Source organism: Pseudomonas sp. BCA17 (assembly GCF_004519405.1).
Lineage (GTDB): Bacteria > Pseudomonadota > Gammaproteobacteria > Pseudomonadales > Pseudomonadaceae > Aquipseudomonas.
Map to the genome: position 1 here is coordinate 727,847 of NZ_SGWI01000003.1, position 26,168 is coordinate 754,014.

26 protein-coding genes are annotated in these 26,168 nt (G+C 60.6%); 18 read left to right on the forward strand and 8 right to left on the reverse strand.

Annotated elements, in window-relative coordinates:
* Positions 1-90: 90 nt before the first annotated feature.
* The 3 genes from EXW71_RS15870 to EXW71_RS15880 are packed head-to-tail and all read left to right on the forward strand — an operon-like array spanning position 91 to position 2,556.
* Positions 91-1,116, forward strand: coding sequence for an aminoglycoside phosphotransferase family protein (locus tag EXW71_RS15870; protein WP_134658991.1), 1,026 nt, complete (start codon positions 91-93; stop codon positions 1,114-1,116).
* Positions 1,113-1,787 carry an N-acetylmuramate alpha-1-phosphate uridylyltransferase MurU gene (murU, locus tag EXW71_RS15875; RefSeq protein ID WP_134658989.1) on the forward strand — a complete coding sequence of 225 codons (675 nt, stop codon included), beginning with the start codon at positions 1,113-1,115 and terminating at the stop codon, positions 1,785-1,787. Before EXW71_RS15870 ends, murU begins: the two co-directional genes overlap by 4 nt.
* 1 nt (position 1,788) lies before the next feature.
* A complete protein-coding gene (locus EXW71_RS15880; RefSeq protein WP_134658987.1) occupies positions 1,789-2,556 on the forward strand; it encodes a TerB family tellurite resistance protein in 768 nt (255 codons plus the stop codon).
* Positions 2,557-2,559: 3 nt separating this feature from the next.
* Here the strand turns inward: EXW71_RS15880 and EXW71_RS15885 are convergent, their stop codons facing one another.
* A complete protein-coding gene (locus EXW71_RS15885) occupies positions 2,560-3,531 on the reverse strand; it encodes an alpha/beta hydrolase family protein (RefSeq protein ID WP_134658985.1) in 972 nt (323 codons plus the stop codon).
* Between the two features lie 77 nt (positions 3,532-3,608).
* Between EXW71_RS15885 and EXW71_RS15890 the strand changes: the two genes are divergently transcribed.
* The 10 genes from EXW71_RS15890 (at position 3,609) to trpE (ending at position 15,178) form a co-directional block, all read left to right on the forward strand.
* A complete protein-coding gene (locus EXW71_RS15890) occupies positions 3,609-5,603 on the forward strand; it encodes a histidine kinase (protein WP_134658983.1) in 1,995 nt (664 codons plus the stop codon).
* Positions 5,604-5,615: 12 nt separating this feature from the next.
* Entirely contained in the window at positions 5,616-6,251 is a 636-nt protein-coding gene (locus tag EXW71_RS15895) for a response regulator transcription factor (RefSeq protein ID WP_177421593.1), read from the forward strand.
* Between the two features lie 226 nt (positions 6,252-6,477).
* Positions 6,478-7,590, forward strand: a complete 1,113-nt coding sequence (locus tag EXW71_RS15900; protein ID WP_134658981.1) for an ABC transporter ATP-binding protein — start codon at positions 6,478-6,480, stop codon at positions 7,588-7,590.
* 44 nt (positions 7,591-7,634) lie between these two features.
* Complete coding sequence (locus EXW71_RS15905) at positions 7,635-8,675, forward strand: ABC transporter substrate-binding protein (RefSeq protein WP_123717328.1); 1,041 nt, start codon at positions 7,635-7,637, stop codon at positions 8,673-8,675.
* Positions 8,676-8,753: 78 nt separating this feature from the next.
* A complete protein-coding gene (locus tag EXW71_RS15910) occupies positions 8,754-9,986 on the forward strand; it encodes an ABC transporter permease (protein WP_134658979.1) in 1,233 nt (410 codons plus the stop codon).
* Between the two features lie 12 nt (positions 9,987-9,998).
* The gene (locus EXW71_RS15915) at positions 9,999-10,823 is read left to right on the forward strand and encodes an ABC transporter permease (protein WP_060757293.1); all 825 of its coding nucleotides are present in this window, start codon (positions 9,999-10,001) and stop codon (positions 10,821-10,823) included.
* Between the two features lie 84 nt (positions 10,824-10,907).
* On the forward strand, positions 10,908-12,056 hold the full coding sequence (locus EXW71_RS15920) for an iron-containing alcohol dehydrogenase (protein ID WP_134658977.1): 1,149 nt from the start codon (positions 10,908-10,910) through the stop codon (positions 12,054-12,056).
* A gap of 82 nt (positions 12,057-12,138) precedes the next feature.
* A complete protein-coding gene (gene rpe / locus EXW71_RS15925) occupies positions 12,139-12,813 on the forward strand; it encodes a ribulose-phosphate 3-epimerase (protein WP_046035020.1) in 675 nt (224 codons plus the stop codon).
* A complete protein-coding gene (locus tag EXW71_RS15930) occupies positions 12,810-13,628 on the forward strand; it encodes a phosphoglycolate phosphatase (protein WP_134658975.1) in 819 nt (272 codons plus the stop codon). Before rpe ends, EXW71_RS15930 begins: the two co-directional genes overlap by 4 nt.
* 68 nt (positions 13,629-13,696) lie before the next feature.
* Positions 13,697-15,178: an anthranilate synthase component I gene (trpE, locus tag EXW71_RS15935; protein WP_134658973.1), complete on the forward strand. Its 1,482-nt coding sequence runs from the start codon at positions 13,697-13,699 to the stop codon at positions 15,176-15,178.
* A gap of 73 nt (positions 15,179-15,251) precedes the next feature.
* Here trpE and estP read toward each other — a convergent pair whose 3' ends face one another.
* Positions 15,252-17,171: an esterase EstP gene (estP, locus tag EXW71_RS15940; RefSeq protein WP_134658972.1), complete on the reverse strand. Its 1,920-nt coding sequence runs from the start codon at positions 17,169-17,171 to the stop codon at positions 15,252-15,254.
* A 421-nt stretch (positions 17,172-17,592) separates the two neighbouring features.
* Here estP and EXW71_RS15945 point away from each other — a divergent pair, with 421 nt between their 5' ends.
* Genes EXW71_RS15945 through EXW71_RS15960 form a run of 4 tightly spaced genes read left to right on the forward strand, consistent with a single transcriptional unit; the run spans position 17,593 to position 20,776 of the window.
* Positions 17,593-18,186, forward strand: coding sequence for an aminodeoxychorismate/anthranilate synthase component II (locus EXW71_RS15945; protein WP_134658970.1), 594 nt, complete (start codon positions 17,593-17,595; stop codon positions 18,184-18,186).
* A 9-nt stretch (positions 18,187-18,195) separates the two neighbouring features.
* Positions 18,196-19,245 (forward strand): anthranilate phosphoribosyltransferase, encoded by a 1,050-nt coding sequence (trpD, locus tag EXW71_RS15950; RefSeq protein WP_060757299.1) that lies wholly within the window; start codon positions 18,196-18,198, stop codon positions 19,243-19,245.
* Positions 19,242-20,078, forward strand: a complete 837-nt coding sequence (gene trpC, locus EXW71_RS15955) for an indole-3-glycerol phosphate synthase TrpC (protein WP_134658968.1) — start codon at positions 19,242-19,244, stop codon at positions 20,076-20,078. Before trpD ends, trpC begins: the two co-directional genes overlap by 4 nt.
* 2 nt (positions 20,079-20,080) lie before the next feature.
* On the forward strand, positions 20,081-20,776 hold the full coding sequence (locus tag EXW71_RS15960) for a lipoate--protein ligase family protein (protein WP_134658966.1): 696 nt from the start codon (positions 20,081-20,083) through the stop codon (positions 20,774-20,776).
* Here the strand turns inward: EXW71_RS15960 and crp are convergent.
* Positions 20,773-21,417: a cAMP-activated global transcriptional regulator CRP gene (gene crp, locus EXW71_RS15965; protein ID WP_134658964.1), complete on the reverse strand. Its 645-nt coding sequence runs from the start codon at positions 21,415-21,417 to the stop codon at positions 20,773-20,775. The two genes, EXW71_RS15960 and crp, sit on opposite strands and share 4 nt — an antisense overlap.
* Positions 21,418-21,664: 247 nt before the next feature.
* Here crp and EXW71_RS15970 point away from each other — a divergent pair, with 247 nt between their 5' ends.
* Entirely contained in the window at positions 21,665-22,087 is a 423-nt protein-coding gene (locus EXW71_RS15970) for an OsmC family protein (RefSeq protein WP_005792019.1), read from the forward strand.
* A gap of 63 nt (positions 22,088-22,150) precedes the next feature.
* Here EXW71_RS15970 and coq7 read toward each other — a convergent pair whose 3' ends face one another.
* The 5 genes from coq7 to EXW71_RS15995 all read right to left on the reverse strand — a co-directional run bounded on the left by coq7 (position 22,151) and on the right by EXW71_RS15995 (position 26,148).
* Positions 22,151-22,798 carry a 2-polyprenyl-3-methyl-6-methoxy-1,4-benzoquinone monooxygenase gene (gene coq7, locus EXW71_RS15975; protein WP_134658962.1) on the reverse strand — a complete coding sequence of 216 codons (648 nt, stop codon included), beginning with the start codon at positions 22,796-22,798 and terminating at the stop codon, positions 22,151-22,153.
* Positions 22,799-22,915: 117 nt separating this feature from the next.
* Positions 22,916-23,254: a histidine triad nucleotide-binding protein gene (locus EXW71_RS15980; protein WP_122487311.1), complete on the reverse strand. Its 339-nt coding sequence runs from the start codon at positions 23,252-23,254 to the stop codon at positions 22,916-22,918.
* Between the two features lie 46 nt (positions 23,255-23,300).
* On the reverse strand, positions 23,301-24,089 hold the full coding sequence (locus EXW71_RS15985) for an SDR family oxidoreductase (RefSeq protein ID WP_123717338.1): 789 nt from the start codon (positions 24,087-24,089) through the stop codon (positions 23,301-23,303).
* Positions 24,090-24,153: 64 nt separating this feature from the next.
* Positions 24,154-25,116 carry a DUF805 domain-containing protein gene (locus EXW71_RS15990; RefSeq protein ID WP_134658960.1) on the reverse strand — a complete coding sequence of 321 codons (963 nt, stop codon included), beginning with the start codon at positions 25,114-25,116 and terminating at the stop codon, positions 24,154-24,156.
* Positions 25,117-25,185: 69 nt separating this feature from the next.
* Positions 25,186-26,148: a nitronate monooxygenase family protein gene (locus EXW71_RS15995; protein ID WP_134658958.1), complete on the reverse strand. Its 963-nt coding sequence runs from the start codon at positions 26,146-26,148 to the stop codon at positions 25,186-25,188.
* Positions 26,149-26,168 lie beyond the last annotated feature (20 nt).

Sequence of the window (26,168 nt, forward strand, 5' to 3'; positions counted from 1 at the left end):
TTGGGCCGCACGCCTCTCGATGGTCTGAAAAAGATGCGTGATAATAAAGCATGCCCCGCTTGACGGCTAGCGCCGTCGGAGACCCTAGTAATGCCCGAGCAAGATCTACGTTTACAACAGTTGCAAAGCTGGCTGGATGAGCAATTACCGATCCTTTTCAACGCTCAAGGTTGGGGTGCCGTACCCCCGGCCACATTGACCGCGGCCAGCAGCGACGCGAGTTTCAGGCGTTACTTCCGGTGGGAAGGGGGGGCGCATACATTCGTTGTCATGGACGCGCCTCCACCCCAGGAAAACTGCAAATCTTTCGTCGATATTGCAGATTTGCTGGCGAAATCGGGCATAAACGTGCCAAAAATTTATGCTGAAGATCTGCCTCGTGGCTTTCTTTTGCTTAATGACCTGGGCAGAAAAACCTATCTGGACGTGATTGACGCTCAAAACGCCGACCAATTGTTCAGCGATGCCATCGACGCGTTGCTGGCTTTTCAGCAGTTGCCGATGGACGCACCGTTACCCAGCTATGACGTAGCGTTACTACGCCGTGAGCTTGAATTGTTTCCTGAGTGGTACGTTCGCCGGCACCTGGGTATCGAGTTCGATACTCGGCAGCGCGATCTTTGGCAACGCGTCAGCGAACAACTGATCGACAGCGCCCTGGCCCAGCCAAAGGTGCTGGTGCACCGTGATTACATGCCACGCAACCTGATGATCAGCGCGCCCAATCCAGGTGTGCTGGATTTCCAGGATGCGGTCTACGGTCCGGTGACCTATGACATCACCTGCCTGTTCAAGGACGCGTTCCTCAGTTGGCCCCAGGCCCGTGTGCGGGCATGGCAACGCAGCTACTGGGAGCGTGCCGCGCAATTGGGCATCCCCGTGCACGCCGACTTCGACGCTTTCCTGCGTGCCAGCGACCTGATGGGCGTGCAGCGCCACCTCAAGGTCATCGGCATCTTTGCGCGCATTTGCCACCGCGATGGCAAGCCACGCTATCTGGCGGATGTGCCGCGCTTCTTTGCTTATATAGAGGCGGTGCTTGCAGACCGGCCCGAACTGCGCGAACTGGGTGAGTTGCTTGCCAGCCTGCGTGAACCTGCCGAGGCGAGCGTATGAAGGCGATGATCCTGGCGGCGGGCAAGGGCGAGCGCATGCGCCCGCTGACCTTGCACACGCCCAAACCGCTGGTGCAGGCAGGCGGTAAGCGGTTGATCGAATATCACCTTGAGGCACTGGCGAAGGCCGGCTTCACCGAGATTGTGATCAACCATGCCTGGCTCGGTCAGCAGATCGAAAGTTACCTTGGTGACGGCGCGCAGTTTGGCCTGCGCATCCAGTACTCGGCCGAAGGTGAGCCTCTGGAAACCGGAGGCGGGATTTTCCAGGCCTTGCCGTTGCTGGGTGATGAGCCGTTCCTGGTGGTCAATGGGGATATCTGGACCGATTACGACTTCACTCGGCTACGGCAGCCGCTCCAGGGCTTGGCCCACCTGGTGATGGTGGATAACCCGGCGCATCATCCCTCGGGTGGTGATTTCTACCTGGACCAGGGTTTGCTTCATGATGCCGCGCCCGGTGCCGATAACCTGACCTTCAGTGGCATTTCGGTACTCGACCCACAGTTGTTCGCGGGTTGCAGTGCCGGTGCCTTCAAATTGGCACCGCTGCTGCGGGCGGCCATGGCGAAAGGTCTGGTAACGGGGGAGCACATGGCGGGACGCTGGATTGATGTGGGGACACTGGAGCGCCTGGCGCAGGTCGACACCCTGCTGACTACGGAGCAATAAGATGTTGTGGCCAGGGACGCTGATCGGCGCCGGGGCTGGCTTTGCCATTGCCAGTATCCCGGGGGCTTTGTTGGGGGCATTGTTGGGACAGGCGTTGGATCGCCGCTTGCAGCTGCAGAGTTGGGCGCAGTTACGCGAACGCATGGGCGGCCGACCGACGCTGCGCAATGACGAATTGCTGTTTGTGCTGCTGGGACGGCTGGCTAAAAGCAATGGTCGGGTTACGGATGGGCATATCCAGCAGGCGCGCCAGGAAATGCGCGCGCTGGACATGAACGAGCCCGCCCAGCGACGCGCCATCACTGCATTCAATCGGGGCAAGTCCGGGAGCGATCGGGTGCGTAGCTATCTGCGCGTGCTCAAGGCGCAACCCCATGCGGCAGAGGGTGTATTGCGCGCTTGCTGGCGCATGGCATGGGCCGATGGGAGGGCGGATGACGCCGAGCGCGATTTGATTGATCAGTGGGGCAAGTGGTTGGGGTGGACGCCGCAACAACTGCACGCGCTGGCGTCCGATTACGCCCCCGAGCGCAAGCCGCTGGCGAACCGAGGAGGGGCCTATCAAGAAGCGTTGCGGATTCTGGGGGTAACAGCCACTACGGAGCCCTCAGCGATCAAACGCGCCTATCGCCGCCTGCTCAGCCGTCACCATCCGGACAAGATTGCCGGCACAGGCGCGAGCCCCGCGCAGGTGCGCGAGGCAACCGAGCGCACCCGCGAACTGCACAACGCCTATGCGTTGATTCGCGAGCGGCGCGACTTCAGGTAAGCCTCAGTCGACGGTCTGTGGGCTTAACCAGCCGCGAACCCGCCGATACAGCTGCTCCTGCTCGGCCGAACTGTTGCCGGGCAGGGTCTTGAGTGACACCTGCTTATAGCCGTCATTCTTCCCACGCTTGGCGGCCTGAAGGCGCGCCAGGGCATTTTTGCGTTCCTGGGCACTGTCTTGGTAGAAGACATCCGCCGTCGGCACCTTCAATGCAGGGGCCACTTGTTGCAGATCCGGCTGGCGACCCACCGGGGTCTTGCCGGCCACCATCACCAGCTTCTGAACCTGAGCCGGTTGTTTCTCGCTCAGGTAACGTGCGGCCCACCAGGCACCAGTACCATGGCCGAGCAGCACTACGCTGCGGGCGCTCTGGGTCTGGGCAAAGGCCACGGCTGCGTCGATCCTGTCGAAAATACGCTTGGCGTCGGTCTTGTCCTGTTCATCCGCTCCCGGCACTACTGCCGGATCGGTGCCTTCGGCTTCGGCGCTGGCGGCTTGTTCGACGGGCTTGGCGACAGTGCTGCCGTCTTTGCTGCTGGTGTCGACGGTCGCCTTGGGTGCTTCAATCACCCGTGGCGGCAGGGTGTCCATGCTCACGTCCGGCAGCGACAGACTGAGGCTGCCCCAGTTGGCATCCGGCAATTTGCGGCGCAATGGGCCAATTGCCTGCGGCCAGTCAGCATTTTCCCCGGCGCCGGGGACGATAATCACCACCCCTTCCGATTCGGCGCTGTTGGCGGGCTTCCACAAGGCCAGGAATGAATCGCTGCCGGCCTGCAATTGTTGTTGTTCGTGTTGTGGGATATTGCGCTCCAGGGCGCTGGCCTCTTCCTGGCTACGCTCGGGTAGAGGTTGGCGCTCTGCGGGCTTTTCGGCGGCGGGCGCGGGGGCGTCAGCGGCCTGAACGGAAAAGACGCTGGTAAATAGCAGAGACAGGCACAATGCTGGCAGTGCCGAACGGTGGTGAAAGGGCATCGTTGATTCCCGGCCAGAAGTGATTCCAGCAGCCTAATGGGTTGGTCAGTATTTGTCAGTGATGTGAGACGTGGATCATGGTTTTTCGCTGTCTGCTGGTTATCGGCGGTTTGTGCTGCGCCTTGATGGCGAATGCCGCGCCTGCGCCCGTTGCGCCGCAGGCACAGCTCAATGCGCAGCAGCGTGAGTGGCTGGGCAGGCATCCGGAGTTGCGCGTGGGGCTGGTGTTGCAGGCGCCTTACGCGCAATACGATCGGCGTTTGCAGCGCTTGTCCGGGGCCAATGTGGAGTTGATGCAGTGGCTGGCCAAGGCACTGAATAGTGAGGTGTTGTGGCGCAACTTCCCCGATCAGGAGCAATTGGAGGCTGCCGTACGCGACGGCGAAGTGGATATTGCGCCTGGCCTGCAGCAAACCCCGGCGGGTTTGCGCCTGTGGTTATTCACCGACCCTTATATGCGTGTGCCCCAGCATATCGTCGGTGTCCGTGGAGGCGGCGGCGCGGTGGAACTGGAAAAGCTCGACGAGCAATCCCGCATTGCCGTGCGCATGCCCAGTGCCGTGGCCGATTACCTGCGCAGCACTTATCCCAACCTCAACGTGCAAGGGGTGCCTATGGAGCGCCAGGCCTTGCAGTTGCTGGTGAGCCAACAGGCTCGGTATGCCGTGGTTGATGAAGCCCAATTGAGTCGGTTGTCCGGCGAGGCAGAGTTTGCGGGGCTGGCAGTGGTCGGCGATATCGGCCTGCCGCAGTTGCTGCGGGTGGCCACGCGTCGTGATTGGCCGGAATTGGCAACCCTGATGCAGAGCGCCCTGCGGGCGATACCCGCCCGTGACCTGGACCAGTTGCACAACCGCTGGCTGCAACCCCAATACCCGCAGTTGGCGGAGTTCCCGGGTTTCTGGAAGAACCTCAGCCTGTTGTTGGGCATACTCCTGCTCATCTGCCTCGCGATGGTGGTCTGGCAACGTCGCCAGCAACGTGGCCTGGAACACGACTTGCTGGCGGCGCGCGAAGAAAGCGCCGCCCGCGCTGCCGGTGCCGAAGCCTTGCGATTGACGCAGTTTTCCATCGATCAAAGTACGGTTGGTATCCTGTGGGTCAATTGGGACAGCCATGTGCGTTACGCCAATCGTGCGGCAGAAACCATGCTTGGCTACGGCGCGGGTGCGTTGATCGAGCGGCCGCTGATCGATGTCGATCCGACCTTGAACATGGATCGCTGGCTCAGCCTGTGGAAACGTGCGCGCGCCAGCGAGGAGGGCGGGCAAACCTTCGCCACTGATTGCGTGCGTGCCGACGGCAGCATCCTGCCCGCCGATGTGTCTTTGAGCTTCCTGCGTTTTGCGCAGGGCGAATACCTGGTGGTGTACCTCAACGATGTCACCGAGCGCCGTCGTTACGTGGCCGCCTTGTTGCAAAGCGAGGCGCAGTTGCGCGAGTTGTCCGCCCACCTGGAAACCGTGCGAGAAGAAGAAAAAGCCCGTATCGCCCGCGAGGTGCATGATGAGTTGGGCCAGATGCTCACGGTGCTCAAGCTGGAAACTTCGATGTGCGAGCTGGCCTATGCGCAGCTCGACCCCGGCCTGAATGAACGGCTCAACAGCATGAAGCGCCTGATCGCCCAACTGTTTCAACTGGTGCGCGACGTGGCCACTGCGCTGCGCCCGCCGATTCTCGACGCCGGCATCGCCTCGGCCATCGAATGGCAGGCCCGCCGTTTCGAGGCTCGTACGCAAATCCCTTGTCTGGTGCAGGTGCCGGACAACCTGCCGGCCTTGAGCGATGCCAAGGCGATCGGTTTGTTCCGGGTCCTGCAGGAGGCGCTGACCAACGTGATGCGCCATGCCCAGGCGCATACCGTCGAGTTGACCTTGGTGATTGAGGGAGCAGACCTGCGGTTGACCATCAGCGATGATGGTGTCGGTTTCGTCGAGACCCTCGGCCGCCCTGTATCTTTTGGTGTGGTCGGTATGCGTGAACGGGTGCTGATGATGGGCGGGCAACTGAGCCTGCATAGCGAAGTGGGCGAAGGCACCACCCTGAGTGTCACGGTGCCGTTGGATGCATAACAACAAGAGGAAATGCCTGTGATTCGCGTACTGGTAGCCGAAGACCACACCATCGTCCGGGAGGGCATCAAGCAATTGATCGGCCTGGCCAAAGACCTGCAGGTGGTCGGTGAAGCCAGCAATGGCGAGCAGTTGCTGGACACCTTGCGCCATGTCGCGTGCGAGGTGGTGTTACTGGATATCTCGATGCCGGGCGTGAATGGCCTGGAGGCCATAGCGCGCATTCGGGCGCTGAGCAATCCGCCGGCGATTCTGGTGTTGTCGATGCATGATGAAGCGCAAATGGCCGCCCGCGCCCTGAAGGTCGGCGCGGCGGGGTATGCCACCAAGGACAGCGACCCGGCGCTGTTGCTGACCGCGATCCGCAAAGTGGCAGCCGGCGGGCGCTATATCGACCCGGACCTGGCCGACCGTATGGTCTTCGAAGTCGGCCTGACCGATACGCGCCCGCTGCATTCGTTGTTGTCGGAGCGCGAGTTTTCGGTGTTCGAACGCCTGGCCCACGGCGCCAACGTCAATGACATTGCCCAGCAGTTGGCGCTGAGCAGCAAGACCATCAGCACTCACAAGGCGCGGTTGATGCAAAAGCTCAATATCACCTCGCTGGCGGAACTGGTGAAGTACGCCATGGAACACAGGCTGCTCTGACGACATGCCCATTAGCGACACCCTGTAAAACATCACCGAGCCCATTCCTGCCGCTTGCAGCTCACTCCTTGTAGCTGCACCGTCCTGTGCCCGCCATCGCTGTAGGGCAATCCCTACCCCCGACCTTCCAGCCGGCTGATGCCATTCTCTCTCGGCCCCCGATTTTCGGGGGCTTGCGCCTGGACTACGCTTGTTCCATTGCGGTCCAAAACACAAAGGTGCGGGTATGAGCGAGGTGGATACAAATGATGTGCTGGTCAGCTTTCGTGGCGTGCAGAAGAGCTACGACGGCGAGAACCTGATCGTCAAAGACCTCAACCTGGAAATTCGCAAGGGCGAGTTCCTTACCCTGCTTGGGCCGTCGGGCTCGGGCAAGACTACCAGCCTGATGATGCTCGCCGGCTTTGAAACACCGACCGCCGGCGAAATCCTCCTGGCCGGACGCTCCATCAACAATGTGCCGCCGCACAAGCGCGATATCGGCATGGTGTTCCAGAACTACGCGTTGTTCCCGCACATGACGGTCGCCGAGAACCTGGCGTTCCCGCTATCGGTGCGCTCGTTGAGCAAGACCGATATCAGTGAACGGGTCAAGCGCGTGCTGAGCATGGTCCAGCTCGATGCTTTCGCCCAGCGTTACCCGGCCCAACTTTCCGGTGGTCAGCAACAGCGCGTGGCACTGGCCCGTGCGCTGGTGTTCGAACCGCAACTGGTATTGATGGACGAACCGCTCGGCGCCCTCGACAAGCAACTGCGTGAACACATGCAGATGGAAATCAAACACCTGCATCAACGTCTCGGCGTGACCGTGGTGTACGTGACCCACGATCAGGGCGAAGCCTTGACCATGTCCGACCGCGTGGCGGTGTTTCACCAGGGCGAGATCCAGCAGATTGCTGCGCCGCGTACCTTGTATGAAGAACCGAAAAATACCTTCGTCGCCAACTTCATCGGCGAGAACAACCGCCTCAACGGCCGCCTGCACAGCCATACCGGCGAGCGCTGCGTAGTGGAGCTGGCGCGCGGCGAAAAAGTCGAAGCGCTGGCGGTGAATGTGGGTCAGCTCGGCGAGCCGGTGACGCTGTCGGTGCGTCCGGAGCGAATCAGCCTCAATAGTTCCAGCGAAAGCTGCATCAATCGTTTTTCGGGACGGGTGGCGGAATTCATCTACCTGGGCGACCACGTGCGCGTGCGTCTGGAAGTCTGCGGCAAGAGCGATTTTTTTGTGAAACAACCGATCGCCGAGTTGGACCCGGCCATGGCGGTCGGCGACGTGGTACCGATTGGCTGGCAAGTCGAGCACGTTCGCGCACTCGACCCACTTCTAGAGGCGAATTGATCGCCCCCATGGCTTCACCAACCCTGCACGTGGAGAGCACAACAATGTTGAGATCCCTTAAGTATTCAGCGCTGGCTATTGGCTTGATCGGCGCAACCCAGGCCATGGCAGGCCCGGACCTGACCGTCGTGTCCTTTGGTGGCGCGAACAAGGCCGCTCAGGTCAAAGCGTTCTACGCACCTTGGGAAAGCGCGGGCAACGGCAAGATCGTCGCCGGCGAGTACAACGGTGAAATGGCCAAGGTCAAGGCCATGGTCGACACCAAGAGCGTGTCCTGGGACCTGGTGGAAGTGGAGTCGCCGGAGCTGTCCCGTGGTTGTGACGAAGACATGTTCGAGCCTCTGGACCCGAAACTGTTCGGTAATGGCGCGGACTACGTGAAGGGCGCGATCCAGCCGTGCGGCGTAGGCTTCTTCGTATGGTCCACCGTGTTGGCCTACAACGCCGACAAGTTGGCTTCCGCGCCGACCAGTTGGGCGGATTTCTGGGACACCAAGAAATTCCCTGGCAAGCGCGGCCTGCGTAAAGGTGCCAAGTACACCCTGGAATTCGCCTTGATGGCCGACGGCGTAGCGCCGAAAGATGTGTACAAGGTGCTGGCGGGCAAAGATGGTCAGGACCGTGCGTTCAAGAAGCTCGACGAACTCAAACCGTTTATCCAGTGGTGGGAAGCGGGCGCACAACCGCCGCAGTACCTGGCCTCGGGTGATGTCGTGATGAGCTCAGCCTACAACGGCCGGATCGCCGCCGTGCAGAAAGAAAGCAATCTGAAAGTGGTATGGAACGGCGGCATCTACGACTTTGACGCATGGGCCATTCCTAAAGGCCTGGCGAAAGACCGTGCCGAAGCCGCGAAGAAGTTCATCGCCTTCTCGGTACAGCCGCAGCAGCAGAAGACCTACTCGGAAAACATCGCCTACGGCCCTGCCAACACCCAAGCCGTGCCGTTGCTGGCCAAGGACATCCTCAAGGATATGCCGACCACCCCGGAAAACATCGCGAACCAGGTGCAGATCGATGTGAGCTTCTGGGCGGATAACGGCGAGCAGTTGGAGCAGCGCTTCAATTCCTGGGCAGCCAAATAACACCGCGTAGCCCCTGTGGGAGAGGCCCTGCTCTCTCGCACAGGGGGCTGCATTTCTTCTCAAGTTCCGGAGTCAGCCATGGCGATCGCCATTCCCAGCCCCACCCTCAAGCAGCGCCTGGCGCGTGCCGAAAGGCTCAACCGCTGGAAGGCCCAGGCATTGATTGCACCGCTGGTGCTGTTTTTGCTGCTGGTATTCCTGGTGCCGATCATTGCGCTGCTCTACAAAAGTATCGGTAACGAGGAAGTGGTCGGTGGTTTGCCGCGTACCGTGGTGGCGGTCAAGACCTGGGACGGCCGTGGCCTGCCCGGCGATCCGGTGTATCAGGCACTCAGCGAAGACCTGGGCGAAGCCCGCAAAAACCAGACGCTGGGCGACCTGTCCAAGCGCTTGAACATGGAGTTGGCCGGCTATCGCAGCCTGTTGACCAAAACCGCGCGGGCGCTGCCCTTTGCCGAGGCGCCCACCTCCTATAAAGAAGCGTTGGAAAGCCTCGATGAACGCTGGGGCGACCCCGCGTACTGGCAGGCGATCCGGCGCAATACCAGCAGTCTCACGCCGTTTTACCTGCTGGCGGCTGTCGACCACCGCATCAACGACCTGGGTGAAGTGGCCCCGGCCACGCCGGACCAGGCGATCTACCTGGACATCTTCGCCCGGACCTTCTGGATGGGCCTGGTAATTACCTTCATCTGCCTGTTGCTGGCGTATCCCTTGGCTTACCTGCTGGCCAACCTGCCGGCGCGCAAAAGCAACCTGCTGATGATCCTGGTGCTGCTGCCGTTCTGGACTTCGATCCTGGTGCGGGTCGCCGCGTGGATCGTGCTGTTGCAATCCGGCGGCCTGATCAACAGTGCCTTGATGGGCATGGGCCTGATCGACAAACCCTTGGAACTGGTGTTCAACCGTACCGGGGTCTACATCTCTATGGTGCACATCCTGTTGCCGTTCATGATTCTGCCGATCTACAGCGTGATGAAGGGCATTTCACCCACCTATATGCGTGCGGCGATTTCCTTGGGTTGCCACCCGTTCGCCAGCTTCTGGCGCGTGTATTTCCCGCAGACCTACGCCGGCGTCGGTGCCGGTTGCCTGTTGGTGTTCATCCTGGCGATTGGTTACTACATCACCCCGGCGCTGCTCGGCAGCCCGAACGACCAGATGGTCAGCTACTTCGTGGCGTTCTACACCAACACCAGCATCAACTGGGGCATGGCCACGGCGTTGGGCGGCTTGCTGCTGCTGGCGACCGTGTTGCTGTACCTGATCTACAACCGGCTGGTGGGCGCCAGCCGCCTGCGCCTGAGCTGAGGAGACCTTGCGATGTTGAGTCCTTATATGTCGCCCGTGGAACGCCTGTGGTTCTACAGCCTGCGGATCTTGTGCGGCTTGATCCTGCTGTTCCTGATACTGCCGGTGCTGGTGATCATCCCGCTGTCGTTCAACAGCGGCAGTTTCCTGGTGTACCCGCTGCAAGGTTTCTCCCTGCATTGGTACCAGGATTTCTTCGCCTCGGCCGAATGGATGCGCGCGTTGAAGAACAGCATCATCGTCGCTCCGGCCGCTACGGTGCTGGCCATGGTGTTCGGCACATTGGCCGCGATTGGCCTGACCCGTGGCAATTTCCCCGGCAAGGCGTTGGTAATGGCCTTGGTGATTTCGCCGATGGTGGTGCCGGTGGTGATTATCGGTGTGGCGAGTTACCTGTTTTTTGCGCCACTGGGCCTGGGCAACAGTTTCTTTTCGCTGATCGTCGTGCATGCGGTGCTGGGCGTGCCGTTTGTGATCATTACCGTGTCGGCGACCTTGCAGGGCTTCAACCATAACCTGGTGCGGGCGGCAGCCAGCCTGGGCGCCTCGCCATTGATCGCGTTTCGCCGGGTGACCTTGCCGTTGATCGCGCCGGGGGTGATCTCCGGGGCGCTGTTTGCCTTTGCCACCTCGTTCGATGAAGTGGTGGTGACGCTGTTCCTCGCCGGCCCTGAGCAAGCGACCCTGCCGCGCCAGATGTTCAGCGGCATCCGCGAGAACCTCAGCCCGACCATCGCCGCCGCCGCTACCTTGCTGATTGCCTTTTCGGTCCTGCTGTTGCTGACCCTGGAATGGTTGCGCGGGCGTAGCGAGAAGCTGCGTACCGCGCAGGTGTGACGACCATTCAGCTGCTGAATGGCTGACAACCCCGCAGAGGGAGCTACTCTTGTGCCTGCCACCCTTCAATAAGAGGCCGCGCACATGAGTACTTCCTCATTCAAGATCGCCCACAAGCTGCTTACAGGCCCAGGTGCCATTGAACAACTGGCTGCCGAGCTCACGCGCCTGGATGTGGATAACCCGCTGATCGTCACCGACGCGGCATTGGTCAAGTCCGGCACGGTGGCGCTGGCGTTGGAGCACCTGGGCGAGCGCAGCTATGAAATCTTCGACCGTGTGCAGCCCGACCCGGAAATTGCCATCGTCGAAGACTGCATGCAGGCCTATCGCGACGGCGGGCATGATGGCTTGATTGGTGTCGGTGGGGGCAGCGCCATTGATATCGCGAAATGCGTCTGCGCTTATGCTGGCTACCATGGTGAGCTGTCCGATCTGTTCGGCGTCGATCAGGTGCCACGCAAGGGGCCGCCACTGATTGCTATCCCGACTACGGCCGGTACCGGCTCGGAGGTGACCAATGTGGCGATCCTCTCCGACAAGGTCGCGCAACTGAAAAAAGGCATCGTCAGCGATTACTTGCTGCCGGATGTTGCTTTGATGAGCCCACAGATGACCCTCACGTGCCCGCGCGGGGTGACTGCCGCCAGCGGTGTAGATGCTCTGGTGCACGCCATTGAAGCCTACCTGTCGCTGAATGCGTCGCCGATTACCGATGCACTGGCCATTGGTGCGATCAAGTTGATTGCCGGCGCGTTGCCCAAGGCTTACGCCAACCCGGGGCATCTGCAGGCACGTGACGACATGGCTACCGCCAGCCTGATGGCCGGCATGGCGTTCGGTAATGCGGGGGTGGGTGCCGTGCACGCGTTGGCCTATCCGTTGGGCGGGCGCTTTCATATTGGTCACGGCGTGAGCAACGCCCTGTTGCTGCCCTATGTGATGCAGTGGAACAAGTTGGCTTGTGTCGAACGCATGCGCGACATTGCCCAGGCCATGGGCGTGAATATCGCCGGTTTGAGTATGGCTGACGCGGCCGACCAGGCCGTCGAGGCGATGACGCGACTGTGTGCCGCCGTGGAGATCCCGGCGGGCCTGCGCAGTTTCGGGGTTCCCGAAGACGCCATTCCGGCCATGGCCACGGAAGCCGCGGGCATTGAACGCCTGATGCGCAACAACCCGCGCAAGCTCAGCGTGGCGGATATCGAGAAGATCTACCGCGCGGCGTACTAGCCATTGAGCCAGGTCACGGTGCGCGGGGCAAAGCATGAGGTATACAATGCGCGCCATCGTGATTTAGCTCAAAAGGTGCGTCATGCAGCCCTTCGTCATTGCTCCATCGATTCTCTCCGCCGACTTCGCCCGCCTGGGTGAGGAAGTGGACAAGGTATTGGCCGCCGGTGCGGACTTCGTGCATTTCGATGTCATGGACAACCACTACGTCCCCAACCTGACTATCGGGCCGATGGTCTGTGCGGCGTTGCGCAAGTACGGCATCACCGCGCCGATCGATGCACACCTGATGGTCAGCCCGGTGGATCGCATCATTGGCGACTTCGTCGACGCCGGTGCGACCTACATCACCTTCCATCCGGAAGCCTCGCTGCACGTCGACCGCACCCTGCAACTGATCCGCGAAGGCGGCTGCAAGGCGGGCCTGGTGTTCAATCCGGCCACCCCGCTGAGCGTGCTTGAATACGTGATGGACAAGGTCGACATGATCTTGCTGATGAGCGTCAACCCGGGTTTCGGCGGGCAGAAGTTCATCCCCGGCACGCTGAACAAGCTGCGCGAAGCGCGTGCGCTGATCGATGCGTCCGGCCGTGATATCCGCCTTGAAATCGACGGCGGAGTCAACGTCAACAATATCCGTGAAATCGCTGCCGCGGGTGCAGACACCTTCGTGGCCGGCTCGGCGATATTCAACGCCCCGGACTACCAGGAAGTCATCGACAAGATGCGTGCCGAACTGGCGCTGGCGCGTCCATGAGCGGTTTTGAGCGGCTGTTCCCCGGCAAGCTGCCACGGCTGGTGATGTTCGATCTGGACGGTACCTTGATCGACTCGGTGCCCGACCTGGCGGCGGCGGTGGACGAGATGCTGCTCAAGCTGGGGCGCAAACCGGCGGGTATCGACTCGGTGCGCGAATGGGTCGGTAACGGCGCGCAGATGCTGGTGCGCCGGGCTTTGGCCAATCATATGGACGCTGACGGCGTAGACGATGTCGAGGCCGAACACGCCTTGGAACTGTTTAACGCCGCTTATGAGAGCAGCCACGAACTGACCGTGGTTTACCCGGGCGTACGCGACACCCTCAAATGGCTGAGCAAACAGGGTGTGGAAATGGCGCTGATCACCAACAAGCCCGAGCGTTTCGTCGCGCCGCTGTTGGACGAGATGAAAATCGGCCGTTATTTCCGCTGGATCATCGGCGGCGATACCCTGCCGCAGAAGAAACCTGACCCGGCGGCGCTGTTCTTCGTGATGAAAATGGCCAATATCCCGGCGTCTCAGTCGTTGTTTGTCGGCGATTCACGCAGTGATGTGCTGGCGGCGAAAGCGGCGGGGGTGCAGTGCGTGGCCCTAAGCTACGGCTACAACCATGGCCGGCCGATTGCCGAGGAATCGCCGGCGCTGGTGATTGACGACCTGCGCCAGTTAATCCCCGGTTGCTTGGGAGCGGGCGCTGAGATAACGTTGCCCGACGTTGATTCAAACCCTTCTGGAAATCCCATCGTGGTGGTCACTCGCAAACTCTGGATGAAAGTCATCAAGGCCCTGGCCCGCTGGCGTTGGCGCGCCTGACTGATCCTGGCCGCGCTGCGGCACGTTTGCCTACCTGACCGTTTGACCCTCAAGCCACGAGGCACCTCATGATCCGCGAAGAATTCCTGCGTTTGGCCGCTGCCGGCTATAACCGTGTTCCCATGGCCTGCGAAACCCTGGCCGACTTCGATACGCCGCTGTCGATCTATCTGAAACTGGCCGACAAGCCCAACTCCTACCTGCTGGAATCGGTACAGGGCGGTGAAAAATGGGGGCGTTACTCGATCATCGGCCTGCCGTGCCGTACCGTGCTGCGGGTACATGACCATCATGTGAGTATCACCCATGATGGCGTCGAGATCGAAAGCCATGACGTAGAAGACCCGCTGGCCTTCGTCGAAACCTTCAAGGCGCGCTACAACGTACCGACCATTCCCGGCCTGCCGCGTTTCAACGGTGGCCTGGTGGGTTACTTCGGCTACGACTGCGTGCGCTACGTGGAAAAACGCCTGGGCAAATGCCCGAACCCGGATCCGTTGGGTGTGCCGGACATTCTGCTGATGGTCTCCGATGCCGTGGTGGTGTTCGACAACCTCGCCGGCAAGATGCACGCGATTGTCCTGGCAGACCCCTCCCAGGGGGACGCATTCGAACAAGGCCAGGCCAGCCTCGAAGCCTTGCTGGAAAAATTGCGCCAGCCGATCACTCCACGTCGCGGGCTGGACCTCAGCCGTCCGCCTGCCGCTGACCCGGTATTCCGCTCCAGCTTTACCCAGGATGACTACGAGCGCGCAGTCGACACCATCAAGGAATACATCCTTGCCGGTGATTGCATGCAAGTCGTGCCGTCGCAACGCATGTCCATTGACTTCAAGGCGGCACCGATCGATCTGTATCGTGCGCTGCGTTGTTTCAACCCGACGCCCTATATGTACTTCTTCAACTTTGGCGACTTCCACGTGGTGGGCAGCTCGCCGGAAGTGCTGGTGCGCGTCGAGGACAACCTGATCACTGTGCGCCCGATTGCCGGTACTCGCCCGCGTGGCGCGACCGAAGAGGCGGACCTGGCGCTTGAAGAAGACCTGCTGAGCGACGACAAGGAAATCGCCGAGCACCTGATGCTGATCGACCTGGGCCGCAACGATACCGGGCGTGTCTCGGAAATCGGCTCGGTGAAACTCACCGAGAAGATGGTGATCGAGCGTTATTCCAACGTGATGCACATCGTCTCCAACGTGACCGGCGAACTGAAGGCCGGCTTGACCGCGATGGACGCGTTGCGGGCGATCCTGCCGGCAGGCACGTTGTCGGGTGCGCCGAAGATTCGTGCGATGGAAATCATCGACGAACTGGAGCCCGTCAAACGGGGTGTCTACGGCGGAGCAGTGGGTTATTTCGCCTGGAACGGCAACATGGACACCGCCATTGCGATCCGCACCGCGGTGATCAAGGACGGCGAACTGCATGTGCAGGCCGGCGGCGGGATTGTGGCGGACTCGATGCCGGCCCTTGAATGGGAAGAAACCCTGAACAAGCGCCGCGCGATGTTCCGTGCGGTGGCGTTGGCAGAGCAAACCCCGCAGGGCTGACTCACCTGTAGATCAAGCTGTGGAAGGGGGTAACTCCCTCCCACAGCTCGGTCTGCGCGCTATCAAAGCTTCATCAGAAGTCCAGGCTTACACCCGCGCTGACCCCTTGCTGGGTCACGTTGTCATCCTTTCTCACGTTATACGCAGCCCTCAGTGCCAGTTCCTTTGTGAGCTTATGGCTGACACCCAGGCTCAGGCGGTCCGAATTGCTGCGGGGCGTGTAGCCATCCAGTTTGAAGTCGATTCCCGGCACGCTGTTGAGTGAAATCTTCACCTTCTGGGTGTCATTTTCGAACTCGTGCTCGTGGGCTACCTCGCCAAAGACTTGGGTTTGCGGCGTCACGCGGTAGCTGCCCTGCAGGCCGACGCCGAGGCGCCTGGAGTCGCGTTGTTGATCGGCGAAGGTCAGTGCCGTGGAGCGGCTGTCTTTTTCCGAATAGCCATCCACTTCGACCCGCGAGTAATCGGCGCTGACAAAGGGTGACAGGTGCCAATCGCTGCCTGGAGCGGCGATGTCATAGCCTGCGCGACCACTCAAGGCCCACAGCCAGCCGTCGGTGTCGCCTTTCTCCGAGCCTTCGCTGACGCCCAGGGCGAACTTGCGCTTGAGGCTGTCGAAGTCCAGCTTGCCGCCGGTCAGTGCGGCATCGGCCCACCAGTGGTTTTGCTGGTACTGCGCGAAAGCACTTCCCATGTAGCTGTTGAGCTTGTAGTCCGAATCGCGGGCGCCGGCTTCGAGCGTCTGTCGATACAACCCGGCAGCAATCCCGACGCGCCAGCTGTCATTGAGCCGGTAGCTGCCGCCGACATTGAGGTTATAACCATTGCCGTCACCGCTGGCCGAGCTGTTTTGATCATCGAAATCCAGATGCTGGCCGCCACCCGCGACAATCGCTCGCCATTGGCCGACCGCCTGCCAGTAACCGTTGTCGGCCTGCCACTGATTGCGCAGTTCATCCTGGTGCGCACGTAGGGTGCCTTGGGCCATCTCCGGCAGAAGGCTCAGTTCCCATGGCGCCGCGAGCAGTGAATAGGCGTAGTCGGCGATCAATTGTTGCCCGGCGATGGTGGGGTGCACCGAATCGTTGTAGATCAGCTTGGTCGGATCGGGGGTGGTGCCGCCAAGTCCATAGGTCGGGTTGGCACAACTGGGGTCGGTGAAGCACGTACCGGTGAGGTTTTGCCCGGTGGCCAGGCCGAAGCGGGCAGGGTCGGCGAAGGTTTCCTTCAGCAACAGCGGAATGTTCAGCGGGATAATCTCGGCGTCGATCTGCGACAGGCGCTGGACCAGCGACTGGTTGAACATGTTACTCAGGGCAGTACTCGCCCCCTGGGCCGGTGTACCGTTAATGGCCGGTGTCAGCCCCAGGTCGGGCAACATCCACACCATGATGTAGCGCGCGCCCGCTTGTTGCAGCGCTTGTGCGCTGTCGGCCAGGCGCGCGCCTGCGGCAACGGCTTGGCCGGGGCTGAGTACGCGGCCTTGCAAAAAGTCATTGCCGCCACCGGAGAGGAAATACAGCGCGTTGGGGTCGGCTCGTCCGCCATTGGCCGGTAGATAACCCTGACGGCTGCGCAATACGGTACCGCCACCCGCGTTGCCGGGCGGAATCGCCGCGTTGGAGACGGAGGTGATGGAATCCAGAACATTGTCGGTACGGTAGCCGCCGACCGCCCAGTTGTTCCCGTCAGGCAGGCCCTGTGCTGTGCGAACCGGTGAGGTGGAGGCATTCAGGTCGTTAGGCGCGACACCTAGCCTGGCACCCAATAAGGTCGATGAGACCAGGCCGTAGTCGCCCTGGAAATTCGGCCCGGTGCGGTTGGTAAAGCGCAAGGTGGCTCCGGCGTTGCCATCGGGGAACTGGCCGGCGTCGGCGAGGCTGTCGCCGAAAACCACCATGGTTGAGTAGGGGGACGAGGCTGCAAACGCCTGCGCGCAGGCCAGTGACAGAAGGCAGCCGGCCAGCGGCGCGAAGAACGGTGGTCTGAGCATGAAAAATTCCATTTAGTTGTTTTTGTATCGCCGGTGAAACACTAGCAATGTTTTCAGGCTTTTCTTCAAGGAGGACAGTTTTTTCCTACAAGGACGCTGTCGTGATACCCCCGTATTCGTTGCTCCATATTGCACCGCTGGCGAGGCTACGTTACTGTGCCTGAACGTATGAATGAGACCCTCCCCGTGTTGATCATCAGCAAACTCTTGATGCGAGTAGTCAAGGCACACGCCCGTTGGCGTTGGCGCGCCTGACATTTTTCTCTGCCGGCCTGGCCGGACCTGTACCGATTTGCCTTCTGCACCCTCTGTTTGACGCCCTTGCCAGCTCATCCTGGCACCGGAACGTGCGTCTGGCAGCGGGACACTCTTTTGGAAGGCGGTCATTCGAAATCAGTGAATTCAAGAGGTTTGAACCCACATGTTGCTGATGATTGATAACTACGATTCCTTTACCTACAACGTTGTGCAGTACTTGGGCGAACTCGGTGCCGAGGTCAAGGTGGTGCGCAACGATGAACTGACCGTGGCCGAAATCGCTGCCCTGAACCCGGAGCGCATTGTGGTTTCGCCGGGGCCTTGCACGCCGACAGAAGCCGGCATCTCCCTTGAAGCGATCAAGTACTTCGCCGGCAAGTTGCCGATCCTGGGCGTGTGCCTGGGCCATCAGTCCATCGGCCAGGCGTTTGGCGGTGACGTGGTGCGCGCGCGACAGGTGATGCACGGCAAGACCAGCCCGGTGTTCCATAAGAACCTGGGCGTGTTCCACGGCCTCAACCTGCCGGTGACCGTGACCCGCTACCACTCGCTGGTGGTCAAGCGCGAGACACTCCCGGAATGCCTGGAGCTGACCGCCTGGACCCAATTGGAGGACGGCACGGTCGACGAGATCATGGGCCTGCGCCACAAGACACTGAATATCGAAGGGGTGCAATTTCATCCCGAATCAATCCTGACCGAGCAGGGCTACGAGCTGTTCGCCAACTTTCTCAAGCAGAGCGGCGGCACGCGCTAAGGACTTTCCATGGATATCAAGACTGCCCTGAGCCGTATCGTCGGCCATCTGGACCTGAGCACCGCTGAAATGAGCGATGTGATGCGCGAAATCATGACCGGTCAATGCACCGATGCGCAGATCGGCGCCTTCATGATGGCGATGCGCATGAAGAGCGAGAGCATTGATGAGATCGTGGGCGCCGTGTCGGTCATGCGTGAGCTGGCGGACAAGGTCGAGCTCAATACACTCGACGGTGTGGTCGATGTGGTCGGCACCGGCGGTGACGGCGCCAATATCTTCAACGTGTCGACGGCTTCATCCTTTGTGGTGGCCGCCGCCGGTTGCACCGTGGCCAAGCACGGTAACCGCGCGGTCTCCGGCAAAAGCGGCAGCGCCGACTTGCTGGAAGCCGCCGGCATCTACCTGAACCTGACACCCGTGCAAGTGGCGCGCTGCATCGACAGCGTGGGCATTGGGTTCATGTTTGCCCAGTCCCACCACGGTGCGATGAAACACGCGGCAGGCCCGCGCAAGGATCTTGGCCTGCGTACCCTGTTCAACATGCTTGGCCCGCTTACGAATCCGGCCGGTGTGAAACATCAGGTGGTGGGGGTGTTCAGCCAGGCGCTGTGCCGGCCATTGGCCGAAGTGTTGCAGCGTCTGGGCAGCAAGCACGTGCTGGTGGTGCACTCCAAGGATGGTCTGGACGAGTTCAGCCTGGCGGCCCCGACCTTTGTAGCGGAGCTGAAGAATGACCAGGTCAGCGAATATTGGGTCGAGCCCGAAGACCTCGGTATGAAAAGTCAGAGTTTGCACGGCCTTTCGGTTGAAAGCCCGGCTGCGTCGCTGGAGCTGATTCGTGATGCCCTGGGCCGTCGCAAGACTGAAAACGGCCAGAAAGCAGCGGAAATGATTGTTCTGAATGCTGGCGCGGCACTTTACGCAGCGGACCACGCCTATAGTCTTAAGGAAGGTGTCGCTTTGGCCCACGATGCGTTGCACACCGGTCTGGCTCGCGAGAAACTCGAAGAGCTGGGAGCATTCACCGCAGTGTTCAAGATGGAGAATGAAGGATGAGTGTTCCGACCGTTCTGGAAAAAATCCTGGCCCGCAAAGCCGAAGAAGTCGCCGAGCGCCGCGCCCGCGTGAGCCTGGGAGAGCTTGAGGCCAAGGCGAAAGCCGCTGACGCCCCTCGCGGCTTTGCCAATGCCTTGATCGCCCAGGCCAAGCTAAAACAACCGGCCGTGATCGCCGAGGTCAAGAAGGCTTCTCCAAGCAAAGGCGTCATCCGCGAAAACTTTGTTCCGTCGGAAATCGCCGTCAGCTATGAGAAGGGCGGGGCGACTTGCCTGTCTGTGCTGACCGATATCGACTACTTCCAGGGTTCCGACTTGTTTCTTCAGCAGGCCCGCGCCGCGTGCAAGTTGCCGGTGATTCGCAAGGATTTCATGGTCGACCCTTACCAGATCGTCGAAGCCCGTGCCCTCGGTGCCGACTGCGTGCTATTGATCGTCTCGGCGCTGGATGACGTGAAGATGGCCGAGCTGGCGGCCGTGGCTAAAGGCGTCGGGCTGGATGTGTTGGTCGAAGTCCACGATGGCAACGAGCTGGAGCGTGCACTGAAAATCCTCGACACCCCGTTGGTGGGCGTCAACAACCGTAACCTGCACACCTTCGAAGTCAGCCTGGAAAACACCCTCGACTTGCTGCCGCGTATTCCACGGGATCGCCTGGTGATTACCGAGAGCGGTATCGTCAACCGAGCTGACGTTGAGCTGATGGAAATCAGCGGTGTGTATTCGTTCCTGGTCGGCGAGACATTCATGCGCGCCGAGAATCCGGGGGCGGAGCTGCAACGCCTGTTCTTCCCGGAACGTGGCGTGGCGATCAGCGGTTCGACCCTGGATTGATGATGACCCAACCCGCGAGAATGACCGTTGAAGCCGGTCTTGCCGCCGAGCAGGATTTGTTGGCGGCCGTTTGCGCGGGTGAGCAGGCGTTTGGGCTGTTGTTTTGGCAGCCCAGCGATCAAGCCTTGGTCATGCCGCGCCGTTTGAGTCGGCTGCCGGCATTCGAAACCGCCAGCCAGGTTTCAGCGGATGCCGGTTGGCCAGTACTGCTGCGTGAAACCGGCGGAGAACCGGTGCCGCAGTCGAGTGCGACGGTCAATATCGCCCTGGTCTATGCACCGCCGCGCAGCGAAGGCGACCAGAATCGTATCGAAACCGGTTACTTGCGCTTGTGCCAGCCGATCTGCGATCTACTCAACGAGTTGGGCGGCGATGCTTCTGTCGGTGAAATCGACGGTGCGTTTTGTGACGGTCGCTATAACGTCAACCTCAATGGCCGCAAAATGGTCGGCACCGCCCAGCGCTGGCGACAAAGTGGTGGCCGCCCGGTGGGGCTGGTGCACGGTGCATTGCTGCTGGATAACGACCGTGAGGAACTCATTGCGGCGGTCAATCGCTTCAATGAAGCCTGCGGTCTCGACCAGCGGGTGCGCGCCGGCAGCCATATTGCCTTGCACGAAGCCTTTCCCGCGCCGGATGCAATCGCCCGGTTGGACAGTGCGTACCGTCAAATGCTGACCCGCTTCGTGCCGGTTTAACGGGTACCGAACACCACCATCGTTTTACCTTTGACGTGCACCAGGTTGCGCTCTTCCAGGTCCTTGAGCACGCGGCCGACCATTTCTCGTGAACAACCGACAATGCGCCCGATTTCCTGACGCGTGACTTTGATCTGCATGCCATCGGGGTGGGTCATGGCGTCGGGCTGTTTGCACAACTCAAGCAGGCAGCGAGCCACGCGACCGGTCACATCAAAGAATGCCAGGTCGCCAACCTTGCGCGTGGTGTCGCGCAGGCGCTGGGCGATCTGGCCACTCAGGGCATACAGAATGTCGGGGTCATGCTGGGCCAGTTCGCGGAATTTTGTGTAGCTGATCTCGGCCACTTCGCATTCGACCTTGGTCCGTACCCAGGCGCTGCGTTTCTGCTCCTTACCCGCCTGTTCGAACAGCCCAAGTTCCCCAAAGAAATCCCCGGTATTGAGGTACGCGATGATCATTTCGCGGCCTTCGTCATCCTCGATCAAGATGGTGACTGAGCCCTTCACAATGAAGAACAGTGTTTCCGAGCGTTCGCCTGCGCAGATGATGTTGTGCTTGGCCGGATAGCGACGGCGCTGGCAATGCATCAACAACTTGTCGAGGTTCTTGATCTTGGGTGTGGGAGTAAGAGCAACCATGGTTGTATCCCGAAAGACTACAGGGGTGTGATTGGAGTTGTTTTTATCCAGCGGTGTCGGCATTGATACACGCTGCGCAAAAGATGGCAATGCGCCATTGATTTGGCGCCAGCTTAACAGACACATTCTGATTCGATTGATGATTTTGCCTGGTAAACGCTGTCATTGATCGCTTTCATGCTCAACGCTGCTGTTGCGGGGCCCTGTGCTAAGCTGGCAACCCTTTTTTAGCAGTGGAGTCTGGGTGATGAAGGCACGCATCCAATGGGCGGGCGAAGCCATGTTCCTCGGTGAGTCGGGTAGTGGCCATGTAGTGGTCATGGACGGCCCGCCGGAAGCCGGTGGCCGTAACCTGGGGGTACGCCCGATGGAAATGCTCCTGCTGGGTGTCGGCGGTTGCAGCAATTTCGACGTGGTCAGCATCCTGAAGAAGTCCCGCCAGGCCGTTGAAAGCTGCGAAGCCTTTCTGGAGGCCGAGCGCGCTACTGAGGACCCGAAGGTATTTACCAAGATCCACATGCATTTCGTGGTGAAGGGGCGGGCGCTGAAAGAAGCCCAGGTCAAACGTGCCATCGAGCTGTCGGCTGAAAAGTATTGCTCGGCGTCGATCATGCTCGGCGCGGCCGGTGTGGCGATTACCCACGACTACGAAATCATCGAGTTGGGCTGACGCGACGGCCAAAAGGAAAAGGGCGCTTCGATAGCGCCCTTTTTTTGGTCAAGTTGTTTGCACTTACAAGCGGTAGGTGCTTTTGGTCATGACCTTGGCCAACAGGCTCATGCCAAACCTCACCGGCGCGGGGAAGCGGAAGCCGCCGGCATCCAATGCGCTTTCTGCGTGGTGTTCTTCATCAATGCGCATTTGCTCAAGGATGGCCCGGGACTTTTCGTCCTGCGCCGGCAATTGCTCCAAGTGCTCATCCAGATGCTTGCATACCTGATGTTCTGTCGCCGCGACAAACCCGAGGCTGACCTTGTCGCTGATCAAGCCGGCAGCCGCGCCGATGCCGAACGACAAACCGTAGAACAATGGGTTCAGCACGCTGGGGTGGCTACCCAACTGGCGAATGCGTTGCTCGCACCAGGCCAGGTGGTCGATTTCTTCTTCGGCTGCATGTTCCATCGCTGCGCGTACCTGCGGCAGCTTGGCGGTCAGCGCCTGGCCCTGGTACAGCGCTTGGGCGCACACTTCACCGGTATGGTTGATACGCATCAGGCCGGCAACGTGGCGGGTGTCGGTCTCGCTCATCTGCGCGTCGGGCTGCACGATGGCGGGTGATGGGCGGTACGGCTGGCCACTGAATGGCAACAGCGTGCGCATGGCCATGTCGGCTTGCAGCAACAGACGGTCAATCGGCGAGTAGTGACGTTGGGTAGTCATGCTGACCTCCGGGAGGAATCTCGGCGGCCAGTTTACCGCAAGAGAGGGTGAAGCGTTTGCGCTGAGTCTAGGGCATGGGGTCGCAGCCTTGGGCCGCGACCTGCGCAGCTAGGCTGATCAGCCCGGTGGCCAGTTCATCTGGCGCTGACCCAGCACGTGCATATGGATGTGATAAACCGTCTGACCGCCTTTCGGGTTGCAGTTCATCACCACCCGGAAGCCTTCCTCGCAGCCTTGCTCCAGGGCCAGGCGCTGGGCGGTGAATAGAATATGGCCGGCCAGGGCTTTGTCTTCCTCGGTCAGGTCATTGAGCGTGGGGATATGTTTCTTCGGGATAACCAGGAAATGCACGGGCGCCGCGGGATTGATGTCCTTGAAAGCCAGGACCTGATCATCTTCGTAGATGATATCCGCGGGTATTTCTCTGTTGATGATCTTGGTGAACAGAGTATCCACAGCTGTTTCTCCATTATGAAAGTGCAGGGTGAGTGTACCCAGGCCGTCAACGTGGGCAATAGGCCTTGTTGATCGCGCCGGCGATCTTGCGGGTCAGCCAGCGTGGGCTGAAGCGCGGGCTGAAGGCCAACCAGCGGTTGCGTCGCCCAGGGATGATGATGGCTTTGTTCTTCTCCAGCGCACGCACAGTGTAGAGCGCCACTTCTTCCGGGCTCATCAGTTGCCCGCTGCGGTCGAGCTTGGCGGTGTCCATTTGCGCGGTGCCGAAGAATGCCGTGCGGGTAGGGCCGGGGCACAGGACTGAGACTTTGATGCCACAGGTCTTCAGCTCTTCGCGCAGACCTTCGGAAAAGTGCAGTACATAAGCCTTGCTGGCGTAGTAGCTGCTCATCCATGGGCCAGGCTGGAAGGCGGCGACTGAGGCGACGTTGAGAATCTGCCCGCCACCCTGCAGTGCCATGGCATTGCCAAGGGCGTGGCACATACGGGTCAGGGCCAGGATGTTGACTTCGATCAGGTCTTGTTCGGTCATCCAATCCTGGGCCAGAAATGGCCCGCTGGTACCGATGCCGGCGCAGTTCACCAGCAGGTCGATCTGACGTTCGCCCTCTTCCAGTTCCAGAAGAAACCCCGACAAACGCAGGGGTTCGCCCAGGTCACAGGCACGAAACAGCACCTCGACGCCAAAGCGTTGAGTCAATTCGATTGCAATGCTTTCCAACTGATCACGCTGGCGGGCCACCAGAATCAAGCTGCGGCCGCGCCGGGCCAGGGCTTCGGCCAAGGCCAGGCCGATGCCGCTGGAGGCGCCGGTGATCAGAGCGTAACGGGTCATGCCTTTCTCCATCGCAACGCCGCCGAGCCTGTGACAGAGGCATCACAGGCGGGCGGGCGTTTCTTCACTGTTCTGGAGAGTCTACAGGTTCGGCTGCTTCATCAGCACTTTGCGCGTCTTCTTCATCAACGATAACGCTTTGATCGGTGGCGTCATCGGAGGTGATCGAGCTGTTTTCGTAGCCACCGTCCATGTTCGCTTCGAGTTGATTCAGGTAGCCGTTCATACCCAGCGTGACCACGATAGCCAGCATCACTGGAATAAACGCCAGCCACAGGGTAGCCAGGACTTTTACTGCAGTGGAGTTGCGCGGTGGTGGCGCACCGTACTGGTTGGCGCCTGCGTTCCCCGGCAATACCAGCAGCAGGATCGGGAAGACGCTGTTGACCAACGGGACCAAGTTCAGGAACCACAACCAGCCGGACCAACCCAGGTCATGCAGCCGCTGCACTGCGATTTGCACGCTGACCCAGAGAATGGCCACGAACAGCGCAAAGCCCAGCAGCGAGCCCAGGATGATACCCGCCGTCGGCGAGGCTGTTGCGACGGCAAAGCCCGCCGTGGCGATGATGCCGGAGGCGACGAGCATCGCTACGGTCAACACCAGCGTCCAGGCCAGGTACCGCAGACGCCCGATACGTCCGTGGATGGTGAACACATTGAGGGTGGCGTATTCCGGCAAATCATCACCCACGGCAGCGCGTGGTGGCGCATAGGGCGAGGCGGCAGGCTGCGAGAAGTCGGCGCTGCCGGACGTCGTCTCGTGTGTTTCTGCAAGGCTGAAGGCCACGGGTTGTTCGGCTTCGATACGTGCGTCGACCCCGGCGTTTTTCAGTGCGTTGAGATAGGTCTCGGCGTCCGGGCGGGACAGGTCACGTTTCAGTGCAACGGGGCGGCCGGTAAAGAGCTTTTCGATGGCTTCGACTTCACTTTTGAACAGCTCGGCGAGGTTCAGCTTGGCGGTGGTGCTTTCGACACCCGGGAGCAATGCTCCATCAAACACAATCTTAAAACGGTTGTCGCTCATGCGGGCATCCTTGTCATTTGTGAGAGAAGAGTGGCAGGCCGGCTGCAGTCAGCCGGTGCTGCAAGTGTATCAGCGTGGCCAGCGTAACTGTGCCGCCTGCTCGCGGGCCTTGCGGTATTCGGCATCCAGACGGGCGACGAGTTCGTCCACACTGGGCAAATCATCAATTTCCCCGACACCCTGGCCGGCAGACCATACGGTCTTCCAGGCTTTGGCCTCGTCACTCAGCGGCTTGAGCTTGGAACCGAAGTTGACTTCACCTTTGCCTTGAAGGGCTGCGAGGTCGAAACCGGCGTTTTCCAGGCTCTGGCGCATGAAGCTGGCGGGTACGCCGGAGACTGCTGGAGTGTGCACGATGTCGGCGGCCCGCGATGTGAGCAGCATCTCTTTATAGGCATCCGGGGCGTGACTTTCGGTGGTGCCGATAAAGCGCGTGCCGAAATACGCAAGGTCGGCTCCCAACAGCTGGGCGGCGAGGATCTCGTGCCCATGATTCAGGCAGCCGGCCAGCAGCAACGTTTTATCGAAGAATTGGCGTATCTCGGCGATCAGCGCGAAAGGGCTCCAGGTGCCCGCATGGCCTCCGGCGCCTGCCGCTACCGCGATCAGGCCGTCGACGCCCGCTTCTGCGGCTTTCTCGGCATGGCGCCGTGTGGTGACGTCGTGAAACACCAGGCCGCCGTAGCTGTGCACGGCATCTACCAGTTCCTTCACCGCGCCGAGGCTGGTGATGACGATGGGGACCTTGTGTTCGACGCAGATCGCAAGGTCAGCTTCCAGGCGTGGGTTGCTGTTGTGCACGATCAGGTTGACGGCATACGGCGCGGGGTTGTCCAACTGCGCCAGGCCCGCTTCGATTTCCTCCAGCCAGGCCTTGAAGCCGCTGCTTTCGCGCTGGTTGAGCGCCGGGAAACTCCCGACCACCCCGTTGCGGCAGCATGTCAGGACCAGTTGCGGGTTGGAAATCAGGAACATCGGTGCAACCACTACCGGTAGACGCAGACGTTGTTCAAGCAAAGCGGGCAGCGACATTGGAGGTACCCCGTATGATG